The 14,488-nt window shown below is 71.2% G+C and carries 10 protein-coding genes; 6 read left to right on the plus strand and 4 right to left on the minus strand.

Annotated features, from left to right (window positions below):
* Positions 1-204 precede the first annotated feature (204 nt).
* A complete protein-coding gene (locus ACFZBD_RS20980) occupies positions 205-1,749 on the plus strand; it encodes an RNA polymerase sigma factor (RefSeq protein WP_391141414.1) in 1,545 nt (514 codons plus the stop codon).
* A gap of 165 nt (positions 1,750-1,914) precedes the next feature.
* On the plus strand, positions 1,915-2,733 hold the full coding sequence (locus ACFZBD_RS20985) for a trypsin-like serine protease (RefSeq protein WP_391141416.1): 819 nt from the start codon (positions 1,915-1,917) through the stop codon (positions 2,731-2,733).
* Between the two features lie 177 nt (positions 2,734-2,910).
* Here ACFZBD_RS20985 and ACFZBD_RS20990 read toward each other — a convergent pair whose 3' ends face one another.
* The gene (locus ACFZBD_RS20990) at positions 2,911-3,141 is read right to left on the minus strand and encodes a hypothetical protein (protein ID WP_391141419.1); all 231 of its coding nucleotides are present in this window, start codon (positions 3,139-3,141) and stop codon (positions 2,911-2,913) included.
* A 432-nt stretch (positions 3,142-3,573) separates the two neighbouring features.
* On the opposite strand from ACFZBD_RS20990, the gene ACFZBD_RS20995 reads away from it, so the two are divergent.
* The 3 genes from ACFZBD_RS20995 (at position 3,574) to ACFZBD_RS21005 (ending at position 8,071) form a co-directional block, all read left to right on the plus strand.
* Positions 3,574-5,691 carry a DNA gyrase subunit B gene (locus tag ACFZBD_RS20995; protein ID WP_391141421.1) on the plus strand — a complete coding sequence of 706 codons (2,118 nt, stop codon included), beginning with the start codon at positions 3,574-3,576 and terminating at the stop codon, positions 5,689-5,691.
* Positions 5,692-5,954: 263 nt separating this feature from the next.
* Positions 5,955-6,476 (plus strand): DUF485 domain-containing protein, encoded by a 522-nt coding sequence (locus tag ACFZBD_RS21000; protein WP_391141423.1) that lies wholly within the window; start codon positions 5,955-5,957, stop codon positions 6,474-6,476.
* Positions 6,473-8,071 (plus strand): cation acetate symporter, encoded by a 1,599-nt coding sequence (locus tag ACFZBD_RS21005; protein ID WP_391141425.1) that lies wholly within the window; start codon positions 6,473-6,475, stop codon positions 8,069-8,071. The genes ACFZBD_RS21000 and ACFZBD_RS21005 overlap by 4 nt, the downstream gene beginning before the upstream one ends.
* A 24-nt stretch (positions 8,072-8,095) precedes the next feature.
* On the opposite strand, the gene ACFZBD_RS21010 is transcribed toward ACFZBD_RS21005, so the two are convergent.
* Both ACFZBD_RS21010 and ACFZBD_RS21015 read right to left on the minus strand, forming a co-directional pair.
* Entirely contained in the window at positions 8,096-8,782 is a 687-nt protein-coding gene (locus ACFZBD_RS21010) for a response regulator (RefSeq protein ID WP_391141429.1), read from the minus strand.
* Positions 8,779-10,494 (minus strand): ATP-binding protein, encoded by a 1,716-nt coding sequence (locus tag ACFZBD_RS21015; RefSeq protein ID WP_391141431.1) that lies wholly within the window; start codon positions 10,492-10,494, stop codon positions 8,779-8,781. The genes ACFZBD_RS21010 and ACFZBD_RS21015 overlap by 4 nt, the downstream gene beginning before the upstream one ends.
* Positions 10,495-10,711: 217 nt before the next feature.
* On the opposite strand from ACFZBD_RS21015, the gene ACFZBD_RS21020 reads away from it, so the two are divergent.
* On the plus strand, positions 10,712-11,770 hold the full coding sequence (locus tag ACFZBD_RS21020; protein WP_391141433.1) for a GTP-binding protein: 1,059 nt from the start codon (positions 10,712-10,714) through the stop codon (positions 11,768-11,770).
* Positions 11,771-11,789: 19 nt separating this feature from the next.
* Here ACFZBD_RS21020 and ACFZBD_RS21025 read toward each other — a convergent pair whose 3' ends face one another.
* Positions 11,790-14,246, minus strand: a complete 2,457-nt coding sequence (locus ACFZBD_RS21025) for a DNA topoisomerase (ATP-hydrolyzing) (protein ID WP_391141435.1) — start codon at positions 14,244-14,246, stop codon at positions 11,790-11,792.
* Positions 14,247-14,488 lie beyond the last annotated feature (242 nt).

Consider the following 14,488-nt stretch of genomic DNA (forward strand, 5'->3'; position numbering starts at 1 on the left):
CGCGGATTGGGCGTAACACTCCTCGGAGCCGTGCGATGACCTAAGAGGTGACAGCCGAGGAAGGAATACAGCCGCCGCACGAGGCGCTGTGCAGTTCCCCGGTCCAGCCCGCGCCGTCGGCACATTCCCCGCTGACGGTCGTCGGCTCCGGCCCGATCACGGGCGGGGCCGGAAGCCGTTTTCCATCGTTCCGAGAGGTTGTTCGTGTCGGCCAGCACATCCCGTACGCTCCCGCCGGAGATCGCCGAGTCCGAGTCTGTGATGGCGCTCATCGAGCGGGGAAAGGCTGATGGGCAGATCGCCGGCGATGACGTGCGTCGGGCCTTCGAGGCTGACCAGATTCCGCCAACCCAGTGGAAGAATGTTCTGCGCAGCCTCAACCAGATCCTCGAGGAAGAGGGTGTGACGCTGATGGTCAGTGCAGCGGAGTCGCCGAAGCGCGCCCGCAAGAGCGTCGCAGCGAAGAGCCCGGCCAAGCGCACCGCCACCAAGACCGTCACCGCCAAGACGACCGTGACGAAGTCCGTCGCGGCCGCGGCGGCGCCGGCGGCAGAGGGCGCGGACCCGGCCGACGAGGCCGGCACGCCGGCCAAGAAGGCGGCCGCGAAGAAGACCACCGCCAAGAAGACGGTGGCGAAGAAGACCGCCGCCAAGAAGACGGCGGCCAAGAAGACCACCGCCAAGAAGGACGCCGACGAGGTCGTCGAGGGCGAGGAGCTCCTCGAGGACGTCGCGCCCGGCAAGGGCGAGGACGAAGAGGCCGAGGGCGAGAACAAGGGCTTCGTCCTGTCCGACGAGGACGAGGACGACGCTCCGGCCCAGCAGGTCGCCGTCGCCGGTGCCACCGCGGACCCGGTCAAGGACTACCTGAAGCAGATCGGCAAGGTCCCGCTGCTCAACGCCGAGCAGGAGGTCGAGCTCGCCAAGCGCATCGAGGCCGGTCTGTTCGCCGAGGACAAGCTGGCGAACTCCGACAAGCTGGCGCCCAAGCTCAAGCGCGAGCTGGAGATCATCGCCGAGGACGGCCGCCGCGCCAAGAACCACCTGCTGGAGGCCAACCTCCGCCTCGTGGTCTCGCTGGCCAAGCGCTACACCGGCCGAGGCATGCTCTTCCTGGACCTGATCCAGGAGGGCAACCTGGGTCTGATCCGCGCCGTCGAGAAGTTCGACTACACCAAGGGCTACAAGTTCTCCACGTACGCCACCTGGTGGATCCGTCAGGCGATCACCCGCGCGATGGCCGACCAGGCCCGCACCATCCGTATCCCGGTGCACATGGTCGAGGTCATCAACAAGCTCGCGCGCGTGCAGCGCCAGATGCTCCAGGACCTGGGCCGCGAGCCCACCCCGGAGGAGCTGGCCAAGGAACTCGACATGACCCCCGAGAAGGTCATCGAGGTCCAGAAGTACGGCCGTGAGCCGATCTCCCTCCACACCCCTCTGGGTGAGGACGGCGACAGCGAGTTCGGCGACCTGATCGAGGACTCCGAGGCGGTCGTCCCGGCCGACGCGGTCAGCTTCACGCTCCTCCAGGAGCAGCTGCACTCCGTCCTCGACACGCTCTCCGAGCGCGAGGCCGGCGTGGTCTCCATGCGCTTCGGCCTCACCGACGGCCAGCCGAAGACGCTGGACGAGATCGGCAAGGTCTACGGCGTGACGCGTGAGCGCATCCGCCAGATCGAGTCCAAGACGATGTCGAAGCTGCGCCACCCGTCGCGCTCGCAGGTCCTGCGCGACTACCTCGACTAGTCACCGTCTCCGCCCGCGTCCCGCCCGGCGGGACACGGCGGCAGACGGCCGAAGGGCCCGGTTCCCGAAAAGGGGGCCGGGCCCTTCGGCGTGTGCGCGGGTGCGGGACGGGCGCGCGTGACCGACTCTGAGTGAACGGGCATCACCGGAGAGTCAGGAGGCTCTATGCGTCGCTCCATCGTCCGAGCAGTGGCCGCGGCCCTCGGTCTGACCGTGGCAACCGCGGGGCCGTTCGCCCTCGCCGCCCCGGCGACCGCCGACAGCGTCGTGGTCGGCGGCCAGCTCACCCGGATCGCCGACGCGCCGTGGGTCGTGGCGCTCTCCAGCCGTGACCGGTTCGGAGGAACACGCGCCGGGCAGTTCTGCGGGGGAGTCGTCGTGGCGCCCACCCGGGTCCTCACGGCAGCCCACTGCCTCGGCAGGGACGTCCTCGGGGGCAAGCCGTCGGAGCTCGCCGACTTCAAGGTGATCGCGGGGCGGAGCTCCCTGCGGGGCCGCGACGGGCACGAGGTCAGGATCTCCGGCACCTGGGTTAACCCGTCCTACAACGCGGCGACCAACTCCGGCGATCTCGCCGTCCTGTCCCTGGAGACCGCCCTGCCCGCGTCGTACGTGATCGAGCGGGCTCGCCCGGGGGACACGGCGGAGGCGCCCGGCACGGAGGCGGAGGTCTTCGGCTGGGGGGACACCACGGGCAACGAGACCTACTCTTCGGCCCTGCGCTCGGCCCGCGTACAGGTGCTGGCGGACAGCGCGTGCACGCGTGCCTATTCAGGCGTCCTGGGCGCCGCCTACCGCGCGGACACGATGCTGTGCGCCGGTGACCCCCAGGGCGGCAAGGACGCCTGCCAGGGGGACAGTGGAGGGCCTCTGGTGGCTCAGGGGCGGCTCATCGGCCTGGTGTCCTGGGGCAGCGGCTGCGGGCAGGCCGGCAGTCCCGGCGTCTACACCCGGATCTCGGCGCTGCTCCCAGGCCGGGCCTGAGGCGCCTGTCCGGGCCTGAGGCGCCTGTCCGGTCGGAATCGACACAGGTCTGTAGCGAGCGCCCGGGCCCGAGCGGCCCGGGACGCGAGAACGGGCGGCCACCCCCCTTCGACCGCGGGGGTGGCCGCCCGTCAGCCGGTCAGTGACCGGCCCTTGGCTCGTCGTATCTGCGAGGCGTCAGCGGTCCTCGTCTACTGCCTTGGCCGGCACCTCGGTGAGCCGGTCCGTCTCATCCTGTATTTCCGCGGCGATCTTCTTGAGTTCCGGCTCGAACTTACGCCCGTGGTGCGCGCAGAAGAGCAAGTCACCGCCGCTGGTCAGAACGACGCGCACGTACGCCTGGGCGCCGCAGCGGTCGCAGCGGTCAGCGGCCGTCAGGGGGCTCGCGGGGGTCAGAACAGTAGTCACGTCGCCTCTTCTCTAGCTCGACGAGCTGTCGTACCAGGGTCAACATCCAACCAGGCCGAAAACGTTCCCGCTCGTGGCTTTTCCTTGAAACTTCTTCCAAGGTGGCTGTCTGCTGCCGGTTGGCGGCGAATGAGCCGTATTGCGTCGCACTACGGATTTCGCGTTGCTTGCAGGGGTCCGGTCCTCCCGGCTGGCTTGCCGGTTGTTCATGAGGACGTGCCCGGAGCCTAAATGGTTCATGCCTGGAAGGGAACGTGATGTTCACGTCACCCCTTCGAGGGATCGAACACGCATGCGACTCTGCACTAGCATGAGAATTCGGGAGGGTGGCGTGGCAACCCGTCTACCAGGCATCGGTACCCTCTGACCGGTGAACGACGCCGGGCCTTACCCCACCGGGCCACTTTTCAAATTCAGCGAGGAGCGAACCGCGTGACCGCCGAAACGTCCGTGCCGTCGAGTGCGCTGCTGACCGCAGACCGTGACGGTTCCAACTACACCGCGCGGCACCTGCTCGTACTCGAAGGGCTCGAAGCGGTTCGCAAGCGCCCCGGCATGTACATCGGGTCCACCGACAGCCGCGGCCTGATGCACTGCCTCTGGGAGATCATCGACAACTCCGTCGACGAGGCCCTCGGCGGTTACTGCGACCACATCGACGTCGTCCTCCACGAGGACGGCTCCGTCGAGGTGTGCGACAACGGCCGGGGCATCCCGGTCGACGTGGAGCCCAAGACCGGGCTCTCCGGTGTCGAGGTCGTCATGACCAAGCTCCACGCCGGCGGAAAGTTCGGCGGTGGCTCGTACGCGGCCTCCGGCGGCCTCCACGGCGTCGGCGCCTCCGTGGTGAACGCACTCTCCGCACGTCTCGACGTCGAGGTCGACCGGAACGGCGCCACGCACGCCATCAGCTTCCGCCGAGGCGTCCCCGGCATCTTCACGGAGCAGGGCCCCGACAGCCCCTTCGACCCGGGCAACGGCCTGCTCAAGGGCAAGCGCGTACCCAAGACGCGAACCGGTACCCGGGTGCGGTACTGGGCCGACCGGCAGATCTTCCTCAAGGACGCCCGGCTCTCCCTGGACCACCTGCACCAGCGCGCCCGCCAGACCGCCTTCCTCGTGCCCGGCCTGACCATCGTCGTCCGCGACCAGCGGGACCTGGAAGGCGTCGGCAAGAGCGAGGAGACCTTCCGCTTCGACGGCGGGATCAGCGAGTTCTGCGAGTTCCTCGCCCAGGACAAGGCCGTCTGCGACGTGCAGCGGCTGAGCGGCCAGGGGACCTTCAAGGAGACCGTCCCGGTCCTCGACGACCGCGGGCACATGACGCCCACCGAGGTCACCCGCGAGCTCGGCGTCGACGTGGCCCTGCGCTGGGGCACCGGCTACGACACCACGGTCAAGTCGTTCGTGAACATCATCGCCACCCCCAAGGGCGGCACCCACGTCTCCGGCTTCGAGCAGGCCATCACCAAGACGGTCAACGAAGTCCTCCGCTCCGCCAAGATGCTGCGCGTCGCCGAGGACGACATCGTCAAGGACGACGCCCTGGAAGGGCTCACGGCCGTCGTGACGGTCCGCCTCGCCGAACCGCAGTTCGAGGGCCAGACCAAGGAAGTCCTGGGCACCTCCGCGGCCCGCAGGATCGTCGCCAATGTGGTCGCGAAGGAGCTCAAGGCCTTCCTGACGTCCACCAAGCGGGACGACAAGGCCCAGGCCCGGGCCGTCCTGGAGAAGGCCGTCGCGGCCGCCAGGACCCGGATCGCCGCCCGCCAGCACAAGGAGGCGCAGCGCAGGAAGACCGCGCTGGAGTCCTCCTCGCTGCCGGCCAAGCTCGCCGACTGCCGGAGCGACGACGTCGAGCGCAGCGAGCTCTTCATCGTCGAGGGCGACTCCGCGCTCGGCACCGCCAAGCTCGCCCGCAACAGCGAGTTCCAGGCGCTGCTGCCCATCCGCGGAAAGATCCTCAACGTCCAGAAGTCGTCCGTCTCGGACATGCTCAAGAACGCCGAGTGCGGTGCGATCATCCAGGTCATAGGAGCCGGCTCCGGCCGCACCTTCGACATCGACGCGGCCCGCTACGGCAAGATCGTCCTCCTCGTCGACGCCGACGTCGACGGCGCCCACATCCGCTGCCTGCTGCTGACGCTCTTCCAGCGCTACATGCGGCCCATGGTCGAGGCCGGCCGGGTCTTCGCCGCCGTGCCGCCGCTGCACCGCATCGAACTGGTCCAGCCCAAGAAGGGCCAGGACAAGTACGTCTACACCTACTCCGACAACGAGCTGCGCCAGACACTGCTCGAGTACCAGCGCAAGGGCATCCGCTACAAGGACGCCATCCAGCGCTACAAGGGCCTCGGCGAGATGGACGCCGACCAGCTCGCGGAGACCACGATGGACCCGCGCCACCGCACCCTGCGCCGGATCAACATCGGCGACCTGGACTCCTCCGAGCAGGTCTTCGACCTCCTCATGGGGAACGACGTCGCTCCCCGCAAGGAGTTCATCACCAGCTCGGCGGCGACCCTGGACCGCTCGCGCATCGACGCCTGAGCCACCGGTCTCACCGAGGGGGCGGAGCCGACGGCTCCGCCCCCTCGGCGGTACCTCCCCGTTCGCGCCCGGCGCCGCCTCCGTGCCACTCCGGACCGCTTCCGCCCCGTTCCGGTACGCCTATCAGCGCGGAGTTGTCCCCCCACCCGGAATTCCATCACCTGATGGGGTGAAGTGCGGGAGGAGAAGAGTCCGGGATCTTCCCGCTCTGTCCATCCTTGTGCACGCGGCCGAAACGGTTCGCTGACAAGGAGAGTTCACCGGTGGAGAAGCAGGAAGGGCCGCACGCGCCCGCGGTGCCGAACGGCGATCCGGCGGCGGTCCGGATCGAGGACCCCTGGTACGACGCCCTGGCGTCCGGCTGGGGCGAGCCCGCCGACCCGGACGCGCTGGACGGCGGCGCCGCGACCACCGACGCCGAGGCGCCAGGGGGCATGCCGCGACAGCGGTCCGCGCGCAGCGCCGCGGACATCTATCTGGAGGTCCAGCGCAGCCCCGCCTTCCAGGAAGTACGCAGCCGCTACCGCCGGTTCGTGGTCCCGGCCGCCCTCGCCTTCCTGCTCTGGTACCTCGCCTACGTCGTGGCCGCGACCGCCGCGCCCGGGCTGATGGCCCGGCCCGTCGCCGGGGCGGTCAACGTGGCGATGGTCGCCGGACTCGGCCAGTTCCTCACGACCTTCCTGCTCACCTGGGCCTACGCCCGGCATGCCCGGCTCCGCCGGGACCGGGCGGCACTGGACCTGCGGTGGGACACGCAGGAGATGACGCGGGGGGCCCAGCGGTGACCGGTGACCACCAGACCCTGGCCCTGCTGCTGTTCAGCGCCTTCATCGCGGTGACCCTGGCGATCACCACCTGGGTGAGCCGCAAACGGCACGGCTCCGCCGAGGAGTTCTACGCCGGCGGCCGGCTCTTCTCCCCGATGGAGAACGGTTTCGCCATCGCCGGCGACTACATGTCCGCCGCGTCCTTCCTCGGCATCTCCGGCCTGATCGCCCTCTTCGGCTACGACGGCATGCTCTACTCCGTCGGCTTCCTCGTCGCCTGGCTGGTCGTCCTCCTCCTCGTCGCCGAACTGGTCCGCAACTGCGGCCGGTTCACGCTCGCCGACGTCGTCGCCGCCCGGATGACCGAGCGCCCGGTCCGCATCGCGGCCGGGACCTCCTCCGTCACCGTCTCCGTGCTCTACCTGGTGGCCCAGATGGTCGGAGCCGGCAGCCTCGTCGCCCTCCTCCTCGGCGGCACGAGCGAAGCCGCCCGCTCCTGGACCGTGATCGGCGTCGGCGCCCTGATGGTGATCTACGTATCGCTGGGCGGGATGCGCGCCACCACCTGGATCCAGATCGTCAAGGCCGTGCTGCTCATGGCCGGCACGATCGCCCTCACCGTGCTCGTGCTGCTCCGCTTCCACGGCGACTTCGAGCAGCTGCTCGCCACCGCCGCCGACCGCAGCGGCCACGGCCGGGACTTCCTCGCGCCGGGCCTGCGCTACGGCGGGGACTGGACCGCGCGCCTGGACTTCATCAGCCTCGGCATCGCCCTCGTCCTGGGCACCGCCGGCCTGCCGCACATCCTGTCGCGCTTCTACACCGTGCCCACCGCACGCGCGGCCCGCCGCTCCGTCGTCTGGTCGATCGGCCTCATCGGCAGCTTCTACCTGATGACGATCGTCCTCGGCTTCGGCGCCGCCGCGATCATCGGCCCCGACGCCGTCCGCGCGTCCAACGCCGCCGGCAACACCGCCGTACCGCTGCTCGCCCTCGACCTCGGCGGAGGCGCGGGCTCCACCGGCGGCACCGTGCTCTTCGCCATCGTCGCCGCCGTCGCCTTCGCCACGATCCTGGCCGTGGTCGCCGGCATCACCCTCGCCTCCTCGGCGTCCGTCGCCCACGACCTGTACGCCTCGCTGCGCCGCCGCGACAGCCGGTCCAAGCCCTACAGCGAGGTGACCGTGGCGCGGCTCGCCGCGGCCGGAATCGGCGTGGCGGCCATCGGGCTCGGACTGCTCGCCCGCGACCTGAACGTGGCGTTCCTGGTCGGCCTCGCCTTCGCCGTCGCCGCCTCCGCCAACCTGCCGGTGCTCCTCTACTCCCTGTTCTGGCGCAACTTCACCACCAGGGGAGCCGTCTGGTCGGTGTACGGCGGGCTCGTCCCGGCCGTGCTGCTCGTCGTCCTCTCGCCGGTGGTCTCCGGCAGCCCCGAAGCGCTCTTCCCGGGCGTCGACTTCCATCTCTTCCCCCTGCAGAACCCGGGCGTGGTCTCCATCCCGATGGGCTTCCTGGCCGGCTGGATCGGGACCGTCACCTCGCACGAGCCGCCGGACGCCGCCAAGCACGCGGAGACGGAGGTACGGGCGTTGACCGGGGCCGGAGCGGTGTGACCCGTCGACCCTGGGGGAGGGATGTCAGCCCGCAGGGGACGACGCCCAGACGTACCGGTGTTCCGGGCGGCCCGTCTCGCCGTACCGCAGGGAGAGCCGCACCCTGCCCGTCCGCTCCAGCAGCTTGAGATAGCGCTGGGCGGTCTGCCGGCTCACCCCTGCCCGCTCGGCGATCTCCTGCGCGGACAGCGGCCCGTCGGCGGCCAGCAGGACCTGCCGCAGCAGCTCGGCCGTGGTCGGCGAATGGCCCTTGGGAAGCTCCGGTTCCACGGCGGCCGCCGACAGCGCGCCGAAGAGCCGGTCCACCTCCGACTGTTCCGCCTCACCGCCGCCGTCGAGGGCGCGGCGGAGCACGGCGTACGCCTCCAGCTTCGCGCGCAAGCCGGCGAAGGCGAACGGCTTGACCAGGTACTGGAGCGCGCCGTGCCGCATCGCCGCCTGGACGGTCGCCACGTCCCGGGCCGCCGTCACCATGATCACGTCGGTCTGCCGGCCGAGCCGGCGCAGCTCCCGTACGACCGAGAGCCCGTTCTCGTCCGGCAGGTAGTGGTCGAGCAGGATCAGGTCGACCGGCGTCTCGGCGAGGCGGGCGAGCGCCCCGGCGGCGGAGTGGGCGGTGGCGACGACACGGTAGCCGGGCACCCGGGCGACGTAGGCGGCGTTGATCCCCGCGACGCGCACGTCGTCGTCCACGACCAGGACGTCGATCACCACACCTCACCGGCCGTCCGCGCCCCGTCGGAGGTCCCGGGCGTGGCCCCAGGGGCCACGTGAGCCTCAGGCACCCCATGGGTCTCGGGGAGTACCAGCGCTTCAGGGAGTACGACGGTGAACTCGGCGCCGCCGGAGGCGCCCTCGGCGACCCGGGCGCTGCCGCCCTGGCGCTCGGCGAGGCGGCGGACGAGTGCCAGGCCGATACCGCGCTTGCCGTGGGCCGGCGGCTCCTTCGTGGTCCAGCCCTCCGTGAAGATCAGCCCGCGGCGGTCCTCGGGGACCCCGGGGCCGCTGTCCGACACCCGCAGGACGGCCGTGCGGCCCTCCGCGCGCACGGCGATCTCGACGCGCGCGTCGGCGGTGCCCGCCGCCGCGTCCAGGGCGTTGTCGACGAGGTTGCCCACGACGGTGACCAGCTCGCGCGGGTCGACCAGCCGGTCGGGCAGCAGCGATCCGGGCGCGACGCGCAGCGAGACGCCCCGCTCGGCAGCGACGGTGGCCTTGCCGACGAGGAGCGCGGCGAGCAGCGGGTCGTGGATCTTCTCCGTGACCTGCTCGGCGGTGGCGCGGTGGACACCGACGACCTCGGTGACGAACTCCACCGCCTCCTCGTGCATCTCCAGCTCCAGCAGGCCGAGGAGGGTGTGCAGCCGGTTGGCGTGCTCGTGGTCCTGGGCGCGCAGCGCGTCGATCAGGCCTCGGGTGGAGTCCAGCTCGCGACCGAGCCGCTCCAGTTCGGTGCGGTCGCGGAGGGTGGCGACGGCGCCGCCGTCGTCCGTCGGCATCCGGTTGGCGATGAGCACCCGCTGCCCGCGGACCGTCACCAGGTCCTCGCCCGTGACCCGCCCGGCCAGCACGTCGGCGGTGCGGCCGGAGCCGAGCGCCTCCTCCAAGGGGCTGCCGATGGCCTCGGCACCGATTCCGAGGAGGCGCTCGGCCTCGTCGTTCAGGAGCCGTATCCGTCCGGCGCGGTCCAGGGCGACGACGCCCTCGCGGATGCCGTGGAGCATCGCCTCGCGCTCGGCGAGCAGCGCGGAGATGTCGGAGAAGGCGAGGTCGTGGGTCTGCCGCTGGAGTCTGCGGGAGATCAGATAGGCCGCCAGGGCCCCGACGGCCAGGGCGCCGCCCGCGTACGCGAGCAGGCCCGGGATCGCCCCGAGCAGCCGGTCCTGGACGCTGTCGTACTCGATGCCGACCGACACCGCGCCGACGATGCTCCCGTCGGCGGCCCGCAGCGGCGCCTTGCCCCGGGCGGAGCGGCCGAGGGTCCCGCTGTCGATCTCCATCACCTCGCGGCCGGCGAGGGCCGTGCTGGGGTCGGTGGAGACGACCTTGCCGATCTGGGCCGGGTCGGTGTGCGACCAGCGGACCCCACGCGTGTCCATGACGACCACGTACTCGGCGCCGGTGGACCGCCGGATCCGCTCGGCCTCCGTCTGTACGGGACCGCCGGCGGTGGGGGAGGTGTCCCGCAGCGCCGTCGCGACCCGCGGGGACGCGGTCGTCTCGGCGATGGCGAGCGCGCGGCGCATGGCCTGGTCGTCGAGCTGGGCGCTGAGGGGCGCCAGGAAGAGGCCGGTGGCGAGCACGGTCACGCCGGTGGCGATGGCCAGCTGCATGAGGAGGACCTGCGCGAAGACCCGCCGCGGCCAGCCGATCCGCCGACGGCGCACAGCGGGCCGCGCGGGGGTATTCGGTGCGGGGCTCATGCGGGAACGGTACGGGCCGGGGGAACGCGACCGGAAATCCCGGTCGCCCGCTGTGCGCCGGGTGCGGGCGCGGCTCGGGCGCGGACGTCCGGGACGGGGTGCCCCTTGTGGGGTGGCCGCCCGTACGGTGGACCGTCGGCCGCCCGTGCCCGCCCGGGCGGCGGCTTGCCTATTCTGGGAGCTTCGTCGAGCGCCCGAGGCACCAGGAGGGTTTCCCTTGAGCACGCAGCAGATCCCCGTCGTCGTCCTCTCCGGATTTCTGGGGTCGGGCAAGACGACGCTGCTCAACCATCTGCTGCGCAGCGCCCGGGGCACCCGGATCGGGGTCATGGTGAACGACTTCGGGGACATCGGGATCGACGCCATGACCGTCGCCGGGCAGGTCGGGTCCACCGTCTCGCTCGGCAACGGTTGCCTGTGCTGCGCCGTGGACGCGAGCGAGCTGGACGAGTACCTGGAGGTCCTCACCCGGCCCTCCGCCCGCCTGGACGTGATCGTCATCGAGGCGAGCGGGCTCGCCGAGCCACAGGAGCTGGTGCGCATGGTGCTCGCCAGCGAGAACGAGCGGATCGTGTACGGCGGGCTCGTGCAGGTCGTCGACGCCGCCGAGTTCTCCGCCACGCGCGAGAGGCATCCCGAGACCGACCGGCACCTCGCCCTCGCCGACCTGGTGGTCGTCAACAAGGCCGACCGCGTCGGGGAGCGGGAGCTGGACGCCGTCCACGCCACCGTGACCGGTGTCGCCGGACGCGCCGCCGTGATCCGCGCCGCACACGGGCGGGTCCACCCCGAGGTCCTCTTCGACCGGGTCGCGCCCGACGACGAGATCGAGGGGCAGATGTCCATCGAGGACCTGCTGTACGGGGACGAGGACACGGCCGCCCATCCGCACGCCCACTACGAGACCCTCTCGGTCTCCACCGCGACCGCCCTGCACCCGCGGCGGCTCATGGAGTTCCTGGACTCCCGGCCCCAGGGCCTCTACCGCCTCAAGGGATTCGTCGACTTCGGCGCGGCCGACCCGGTCAACCGCTACGGCGTCCACGCCGTCGGCCGGTTCCTGCGCTTCTACCCCGAGCCCTGGCCGGAGGGCGAGGAGCGGCGGACCCAGCTCGTCCTCATCGGGTCCGGCATCGACGCCGAGGCCCTGCGCAAGGAGCTCGCCGCCTGCGAGGCGACGGGCCCGCGGGAAGCCCCGGACGAGCACGCCATGTGGGGCGTCCTGCGGTACGTACGGCGCGACGAATCCGAGGAGGAGCCGGCGGACGCTCCCTAGGAGCCTCCGCCGGCCCCGCTCAGCTTGTCGGGCCCGCCAGGACCGTGACCGGCTTGGCCAGGGGCGTGCCCGAGCCGTCGCGGCGCGGGTCGATCTCGGGGAGATCCACCGGGGTGCCGTTCTGCTGGGCGGCGCGGGCCGGGGAGCCACCCGCCCAGCCGAGCAGGAGCACGTCCTCGCCCTTGAGGAACCGCTGGCAGCGCACGCCACCGGTCGCGCGCCCCTTGCGGGGGTACTGGTCGAACGGCGTCAGCTTCGCCGACGTGGCGGCCGACCCGTCCAGGGTGCCCGTCGAGCCCGCGATGGTGAACACCACGCCCTCCGCCGCCGGGTCCAGGGCCGTGAACGAGATCACCTCGGCGCCGGCCGCGAGCTTGATGCCCGCCATGCCGCCCGCGGGCCGCCCCTGGGGCCGTACCTGCGCGGCCTGGAAGCGCAGCAGCTGGGCGTCGGAGGTGATGAAGACCAGGTCCTCCTCGCCCGTCCGCAGCTCGGTCGCTCCGACGATCCGGTCTCCGTCCTTGAGGGCGATGACCTCCAGCTCGTCCTTGTTCGCCGGATAGTCCGGCACCACCCGCTTCACCACGCCCTGCAGCGTGCCGATCGCCAGACCCGGCGAGGACTCGTCCAGCGTGGTCAGGCAGACCACCGACTCGTCGTTCTCCAAGGTCAGGAACTCCGCCAGCGGCGCCCCGCCCGCGAGGTTCGGCGCGGCGTGGGTGTCCGGCAGCTGGGGCAGGTCGATCACGGCGAGCCGCAGCAGCCGCCCGGTCGAGGTCACCACGCCGATATCCCCGCGCTGGGTCGCCGGGACGGCCGAGACGATCACGTCGTGCTTGGCGCGGCGGCCGTCCTCGGCGGCCGGCAGCTCCGCCGTCGCCGTGCGGGCCAGCAGCCCCGTCGAGGAGAGCAGCACCCGGCACGGGTCGTCCGCGACCTCCAGGGAGGCGGCCGCGACGGGCGCGCCCGCCGACTCCAGCAGGACCGTGCGCCGTTCGGTACCGAACTTCTTCGCCACCGCGGCCAGTTCCCCCGAGACCAGCTTGCGCAGCTCGGCGTCCGAGTCGAGGATCCCGGTCAGCTCGTCGATCTCGCCGTTGAGCCGGTCCCGCTCGCTCTCCAGCTCGATCCGGTCGAACTTCGTGAGCCGGCGCAGCGGGGTGTCCAGGATGTACTGCGTCTGGATCTCGCTCAGCGAGAAGTGCGCGATCAGGCGCTCCTTGGCCTGCGCCGAGTTCTCGCTGGAGCGGATGAGACGGATGACCTCGTCGATGTCGAGGAGAGCGACGAGCAGGCCCTCGACCAGGTGCAGCCGGTCTCGCTTCTTGGTCCGCCGGAACTCGGAGCGGCGGCGGACGACGGTGAAGCGGTGGTCGAGATAGACCTCCAGCAGCTCCTTGAGACCGAGCGTGAGCGGCTGGCCGTCGACCAGCGCCACGTTGTTGATGCCGAAGGACTCCTCCATCGGCGTCAGCTTGTAGAGCTGCTCCAGGACCGCCTCGGGCACGAAGCCGTTCTTGATCTCGATGACCAGCCGCAGGCCGTGGCTGCGGTCGGTGAGGTCCTTGACGTCGGCGATGCCCTGGAGCTTCTTGGAGCCGACCAGGTCCTTGATCTTTCCGATGACCTTCTCCGGGCCGACCGTGAAGGGCAGTTCGGTGACGACGATGCCCTTGCGGCGGGCGGTGACGTTCTCCACCGTGGCCGTGGCGCGGATCTTGAACGTCCCGCGGCCGTTCTCGTACGCGTCCTTGATGCCGGACAGGCCGACGATTCGGCCGCCGGTCGGGAGGTCGGGGCCGGGGACGAACCGCATCAGCGCGTCGAGGTCGGCGTTGGGGTGCCGGATGAGGTGGCGGGCGGCCGCGATCACCTCGCCCAGGTTGTGCGGCGGCATGTTGGTGGCCATGCCGACCGCGATGCCGGAGGCGCCGTTGACCAGCAGGTTCGGGTACGCCGCCGGCAGGGCGACCGGCTCCCGCTCCTGGCCGTCGTAGTTCGGCGAGAAGTCGACGGTGTCCTCGTCGATGGACTCGGTCATCAGCAGCGCGGCCGACGCCATCCGGGACTCGGTGTACCGCATGGCGGCCGGCGGGTCGTCGTTGCCCAGCGAGCCGAAGTTGCCGTGGCCGTCGACGAGGGGGACCCGCATGGAGAACGGCTGCGCCATCCGCACCATCGCGTCGTAGATCGACGCGTCGCCGTGGGGGTGCAGCTTGCCCATGACCTCGCCGACGACGCGGGCGCACTTCACATAGCCGCGGTCGGGGCGCAGCCCCATCTCGTTCATCTGGTAGACGATGCGGCGCTGCACCGGCTTCATGCCGTCGCGGGCGTCCGGCAGCGCGCGGGAGTAGATCACCGAGTACGCGTACTCGAGGAAGGAGCCCTGCATCTCGTCGACGACGTCGATGTCGAGGATTCGCTCCTCGAACGCGTCGTCCGGCGGCGGTGTCTTCGTGCTGCGGCGGGCCATCGCGGCTGCGGCTCCTTCACCAACAAGGTTGATCTGACGCGGACCATTGTGGACCGTCCCACTGACAACGCCGACCGCGACCCGGGAATGGCTCCTCCCGGCCCGCCTCCCGGGCGCCGGGTGGAGGCGGGGGCGGAGGGGGGACGGAGGGGAAGCGGGACGCGTGCGCGACCCGGAAGAGGGAAGCCTCGAGCCCGCGGGAACTTCGCGAGGTGTCGGTGCGCTTGCATACAGTGGCAGGA

The sequence above is a fragment of the Streptomyces sp. NPDC008121 genome (assembly GCF_042957155.1).
Classification (GTDB): domain Bacteria; phylum Actinomycetota; class Actinomycetes; order Streptomycetales; family Streptomycetaceae; genus Streptomyces.